A 2,913-nucleotide genomic window follows, 5' to 3' on the forward strand; every position below is an offset into this window, starting at 1 on the left:
CCGTGGCCGCCAGTTCGACCGAGCGCCGCGAGACCGTTGGCATCGGCAAAGCCGCGGCGCGACACCACCATGGCCGCCGCGCCGCTGTTCAGCCCCGGCGCGTTGCCGGCGGTGATCGTGCCGTCCGGCCGGAAGGCGGGCTTCAGCCGGGCGAGGATGTCCCGGGTGGTCTCCGGGCGCGGCGCCTCGTCGGTGTCGAAGCGCTCCGGACCCTTGCGGCCCTTCACCTCCACGGCGACGATCTCGTCCGTGAAGCGGCCCGCCGCCTGGGCGGCGGCGAAGCGCTCCTGCGAGCGTGCGGCGAAGGCGTCCTGGTCGGCGCGGCTGATCTGCATCTGCGCCACGAGGTCCTCGGTGTGCCAGCCGGAGTGCGCGCCGGAGAAGGCGTCGTTGAGGCCGTCGGTGAGCATGCTGTCGAGGATGGTCGCCGGACCCATGCGGTAGCCCCATCGCCCGCCGTCCATCAGATAGGGCGCGCGGTCCATGTTCTCCATGCCGCCGGCCACCGCGGCCTCGATGTCGCCGGCGCCGATCTCCTGGGCCGCGGTGAGGATCGCCTGCGCGCCGGAGCCGCACACGCGGTTGACGGTCATGGCCGGCACCGAAACCGGGAGGCCGCCGCCGAGCGCCGCCTGGCGGGCCGGGTTCATGCGGTTTCCGGCCTGGATCACGTTGCCCATGACGACCGAGCCGATGCGTTCCGGAGCGAGGCCGGCCCGGCGCAGCGTCTCGCGCACCACCGCCGCGCCGAGATCGGTGGCGGGGGTGCCCTTCAGCGCCCCGTTATAGGCGCCGATGGCGGTGCGCACCGGCTGGGTGATGAGGATGTCGGCTGAGGTGGTCATCGGAAGATCTCCTTCAGTCGCGCGAGCAGGGCTCAGGCGACGGGCATCGCGCCGGCCGGCGAGCGGCCTTCGAACTGGGGGGCGGCCTCGGGAAGGAACGCCCCCTCCAGCGCGCTCGCGGCGTCGAGACGGGCGCGTTCCTCCCCTGAGAGGACCAGCGCGAGGGCGGCGAGGTTGCTGTTCAATTGGTCGAGCGTGCGCGGCCCGATCATGGGCACGCTCGCATGACTTGCGGCCCACGCGATCGCCACCTGATCGGGCGGCACGCCGCGGGCGCCGGCGATGTCGAGCACGGCGTCGACGACGGCCGCGCGCTGCGTCGAGTTCTCGGCCTGGAACACGCGCCCGCCCAATGCTTCGGCACGGCCGGTCTCGCCGCGCCGGTATTTTCCGGTCAGCACGCCGCCGCCGAGCGGCGACCAGGTGACGATCCCCATCCCGAGCGCGCGCGCAGCCGGGAACAGGTCGGCCTCAGGCGCCCGGTGGACCAGCGAATGCTCGAACTGGGCCGCGGCGATGGGCGCCGCGCGGCTCATCTCGGCGAGCGTCGCGGCACGGGCGAGGCGCCAGGCGGGGAAGTTGGAGAGGCCGCCGAACAGGATCTTGCCGGCGCGGGCGAGATCGTCGAGCCCGCGCACGATCTCCTCGGCCGGGGTGACGCCGTCGGGATGGTGTACCCAGAACAGGTCGACGCGATCCGTCCTGAGGCGCCTAAGGCTCGCCTCGAGCGAGGCGACCATGGCCTTGCGGCTGTTGCCGGTGACAAGCCGGTCCGCGCCCGCTTTGTCGCCGTTCGCGAACTTGGTGGCGAGCACGAACCGCTCCCGGCGGCCGTCGAGGAGGGCGCCGAGCATCTCCTCGGACTGGCCGAACTGGTAGACATCGGCGGTGTCGATGAAGTTTCCGCCGGCCGCGTCATAGGCATTGAAGATCGCGGCGCCGGCCGCGGCGTCCGCGCCATAGCCCCAGCCGGTGCCGAAGGTCGCGGTGCCGAGGGCGATCTTCGAGACCATCAGGCCGGTGCGTCCGAAGGGGATGTAGTCCATGTGTGTTCACCATGCAGGGTGCGGCGAGGCGGCAACCCAGGGGGGAGGAGGAAACGCCTGCCCGGCTTGAGGCCGCGCGGGGGCGCGAGATTTGCGGGCATATACCTGTACAAGGGCGAAAAACGAGCGGTCAGAGGGCGTCGAGGGCCTCCTGCAGCAGCTTCAGATTGTCCGCGCCGAAACGGTCCTCCACCTCCTCTGGCAGCCTGCAGAGCGGTGTCGCGGCGGCGAGCGTCGCCGATCCGGTCTCGGTGAGCCGGACGACGGCCTCCCTCTGGTCCTTGCCGCGGCCCGACTTCACCAGCTTCATGCGCTCCAGCACCCGCACGTTGCGGCCGATGGTGGAGCGGTCGAGGCCGGACAGGGCGCCGAGCTCCGTGAGGCTTATGCCCTCGGCGCGGGCAATCCGGCGCAGCAGCCCGTATTGGGCGACGTTGATGCCGGAGGGCGCCAGGCCCTCGTCATAGCGCGCCGAGATCTTCCGGGCCGCCATCCTCAGATTGGCGCAATAGCAGGGAGACGTCATGGATATGGGTATATGCCCGGAAGTGCCCTTTGTCCAGCCCGCCTGTGCCGGCTCCGCCGGACCCCTCAGCCGAGGCGGGCCGAGAGCAGCCGCAAAGCGTTGAGCGTCACCAGCACGGTGGCGCCGGTGTCGGCGAGGATGGCCGGCCAAAGGCCTGTGATGCCGGCGAGGGTCGTCACCAGGAACACCGCCTTCAGCCCGAGCGCGATGGCGATGTTCTGGTGGATGATGCCCATGGTGCGGCGGGAAAGGTCGATCATCGCCGCCACGTCCTTCACCCGGCCGTGCAGCACCGCGGCGTCCGCCGTCTCCAGCGCCACGTCGGTGCCGCCGCCCATGGCGATGCCGATGTCGGCGGCGGCCAGCGCCGGGGCGTCGTTGATGCCGTCGCCCACGTTCGCCACCACGGCGCCTCGCGCTTCAGCGCGCCGACCGCGTCGAGCTTGTCCTGCGGCAGCAACTCGGCGCGCACCTCGATGCCGAGCGCCGCGCCGAT

3 protein-coding genes and 1 pseudogene are annotated in these 2,913 nt (G+C 71.7%); all 4 read right to left on the bottom strand.

Going from position 1 to position 2,913, the window contains the following annotated elements; translation table 11 throughout:
- Positions 1-845 (bottom strand): acetyl-CoA C-acyltransferase (locus AC2W7M_RS23065; protein WP_486135231.1); only part of this gene is annotated, 845 nt, incomplete at its 3' end.
- A 32-nt stretch (positions 846-877) separates the two neighbouring features.
- Positions 878-1,891 (bottom strand): aldo/keto reductase, encoded by a 1,014-nt coding sequence (locus AC2W7M_RS23070; protein WP_486135233.1) that lies wholly within the window; start codon positions 1,889-1,891, stop codon positions 878-880.
- A 130-nt stretch (positions 1,892-2,021) separates the two neighbouring features.
- Positions 2,022-2,417, bottom strand: coding sequence for a MarR family winged helix-turn-helix transcriptional regulator (locus AC2W7M_RS23075; protein WP_486135235.1), 396 nt, complete (start codon positions 2,415-2,417; stop codon positions 2,022-2,024).
- A gap of 65 nt (positions 2,418-2,482) precedes the next feature.
- Positions 2,483-2,913, bottom strand: a pseudogene (locus AC2W7M_RS23080) (HAD-IC family P-type ATPase); the annotation flags it as partial.

The organism is Xanthobacter sp. BG11Y11_SDJG (assembly GCF_057364445.1).